This is a genomic window from Paraburkholderia sp. CHISQ3, from assembly GCF_030464945.1.
Classification (GTDB): Bacteria; Pseudomonadota; Gammaproteobacteria; order Burkholderiales; family Burkholderiaceae; genus Paraburkholderia; species Paraburkholderia megapolitana.
Genome location: NZ_JALPRG010000026.1, coordinates 2,501 through 5,560, shown reverse-complemented (window position 1 = coordinate 5,560; position 3,060 = coordinate 2,501). Strand labels below are relative to the sequence as shown.

The 3,060-nt window shown below is 53.1% G+C and carries 2 rRNA genes (1 of these 2 running past the window's edge); both read right to left on the bottom strand.

The annotated features are described in order from the left end of the window. Positions 1 to 11: 11 nt before the first annotated feature. Positions 12 to 125, bottom strand: a 5S ribosomal RNA gene (gene rrf, locus M0D65_RS33015). Between the two features lie 142 nt (positions 126 to 267). Then, positions 268 to 3,060: ribosomal RNA gene (locus M0D65_RS33010) — 23S ribosomal RNA — on the bottom strand (it continues 88 nt past the right edge of the window).

Genomic DNA, 3,060 nt, shown 5'->3' with positions numbered 1-3,060 from the left:
CAGCATGAGGAGCCTGACGATTACCTACTTTCACACGGGCAATCCGCACTATCATCGGCGTGGAGTCGTTTCACGGTCCTGTTCGGGATGGGAAGGGGTGGTACCGACACGCTATGGTCATCAGGCATGACTTGTTGCTGTGTCGCCTTTGAGGGCGCTACAGCCAATCTGGAAGAAGTAGTTGAGAGGAAGCCTCTCGTTTGGGGTTGTGCGTATCGTGCACAACACTGATCTCAAACCTGGTGTGCGGTAAGACACACCTGTTATAGGATCAAGCCTTACGGGCAATTAGTATCAGTTAGCTTAACGCATTACTGCGCTTCCACACCTGACCTATCAACGTCCTGGTCTTGAACGACCCTTCAAGGGGCTCGAAGCCCCGGGGATATCTCATCTTAAGGCGAGTTTCCCGCTTAGATGCTTTCAGCGGTTATCTCTTCCGAACATAGCTACCCGGCGATGCCACTGGCGTGACAACCGGTACACCAGAGGTTCGTCCACTCCGGTCCTCTCGTACTAGGAGCAGCCCCCTTCAAATATCCAGCGCCCACGGCAGATAGGGACCAAACTGTCTCACGACGTTTTAAACCCAGCTCACGTACCTCTTTAAATGGCGAACAGCCATACCCTTGGGACCGGCTACAGCCCCAGGATGAGATGAGCCGACATCGAGGTGCCAAACACCGCCGTCGATATGAACTCTTGGGCGGTATCAGCCTGTTATCCCCAGAGTACCTTTTATCCGTTGAGCGATGGCCCTTCCATACAGAACCACCGGATCACTATGACCTGCTTTCGCACCTGCTCGACTTGTCGGTCTCGCAGTTAAGCACGCTTATGCCATTGCACTATCAGCACGATTTCCGACCGTACCTAGCGTACCTTCGTACTCCTCCGTTACACTTTGGGAGGAGACCGCCCCAGTCAAACTGCCTGCCATGCACTGTCCCCGACCCGGATAACGGGCCAAGGTTAGAACCTCAAACAAACCAGGGTGGTATTTCAAGGACGGCTCCACGCAGACTGGCGTCCACGCTTCAAAGCCTCCCACCTATCCTACACAGACCGGTTCAAAGTCCAATGCAAAGCTGCAGTAAAGGTTCATGGGGTCTTTCCGTCTAGCCGCGGGGAGATTGCATCATCACAAACACTTCAACTTCGCTGAGTCTCGGGAGGAGACAGTGTGGCCATCGTTACGCCATTCGTGCAGGTCGGAACTTACCCGACAAGGAATTTCGCTACCTTAGGACCGTTATAGTTACGGCCGCCGTTTACCGGGACTTCAATCAAGAGCTTGCACCCCATCATTTAATCTTCCGGCACCGGGCAGGCGTCACACCCTATACGTCCACTTTCGTGTTTGCAGAGTGCTGTGTTTTTATTAAACAGTCGCAGCCACCAGTTTATTGCAACCCCTTCACCCTCCTGGCGCAGGCCAGTCAAGCTACAGGGGCGTACCTTATCCCGAAGTTACGGTACCAATTTGCCGAGTTCCTTCTCCCGAGTTCTCTCAAGCGCCTTAGAATACTCATCTCGCCCACCTGTGTCGGTTTGCGGTACGGTCAACGTGAAACTGAAGCTTAGAGGCTTTTCCTGGAACCCCTTCCAGTTGCTTCGCTCCCGAAGGAGCTCGCGCCACACCCTTGAATTACGCACCCGGATTTGCCAAAGTGCCTTCTCCAATGCAGCGACCGGGACTTCCAACACCCGGACAACCTTCCGCGATCCGTCCCCCCATCGCATTTCACGTCGGTGCAGGAATATTGACCTGCTTCCCATCAGCTACGCATTTCTGCCTCACCTTAGGGGCCGACTCACCCTACGCCGATGAACGTTGCGTAGGAAACCTTGGGCTTACGGCGAGGGGGCCTTTCACCCCCTTTATCGCTACTCATGTCAGCATTCGCACTTCCGATACCTCCAGCGCACTTTTCAATGCACCTTCGCAGGCTTACGGAACGCTCTCCTACCATGCACATAAATGTGCATCCGCAGCTTCGGTATATGACTTAGCCCCGTTACATCTTCCGCGCAGGACGACTCGATCAGTGAGCTATTACGCTTTCTTTAAAGGATGGCTGCTTCTAAGCCAACCTCCTGACTGTTTTAGCCTTCCCACTTCGTTTCCCACTTAGTCATATTTCGGGACCTTAGCTGGCGGTCTGGGTTGTTTCCCTCTTGACACCGGACGTTAGCACCCGATGTCTGTCTCCCGTGATTGCACTCTTCGGTATTCGGAGTTTGCTATGGCGAAGTAATCCGCAATGGACCCTTCAACCATGACAGTGCTCTACCCCCGAAGGTGATACACGAGGCACTACCTAAATAGTTTTCGGAGAGAACCAGCTATTTCCAGGTTTGTTTAGCCTTTCACCCCTATCCACAGCTCATCCCCTAACTTTTCAACGTTAGTGGGTTCGGACCTCCAGTACGTGTTACCGCACCTTCATCCTGGCCATGGATAGATCACCTGGTTTCGGGTCTACACCCAGCGACTGAATCGCCCTGTTCGGACTCGCTTTCGCTACGCCTGCCCTAATCGGTTAAGCTTGCCACTGAATGTAAGTCGCTGACCCATTATACAAAAGGTACGCCGTCACCCCTTGCGAGGCTCCGACTGTTTGTATGCATGCGGTTTCAGGATCTATTTCACTCCCCTCCCGGGGTTCTTTTCGCCTTTCCCTCACGGTACTGGTTCACTATCGGTCGATCACGAGTATTTAGCCTTGGAGGATGGTCCCCCCATCTTCAGACAGGATTTCACGTGTCCCGCCCTACTTGTCGTACACCTAGTTCTTCCTCACTGTTTTCGCTTACAGGGCTATCACCTGCTATGGCCGCACTTTCCAGAGCGTTCAGCTAACAACGAAGATAAAGAGTACAGGCTGATCCCATTTCGCTCGCCACTACTCTGGGAATCTCGGTTGATTTCTTTTCCTGCGGTTACTTAGATGTTTCAGTTCACCGCGTTCGCTTCACGTAGCCTATGTATTCAGCTACGGATACTCCATAAGGAGTGGGTTTCCCCATTCGGACATCTCCGGATCAAAGCTTGTTTGC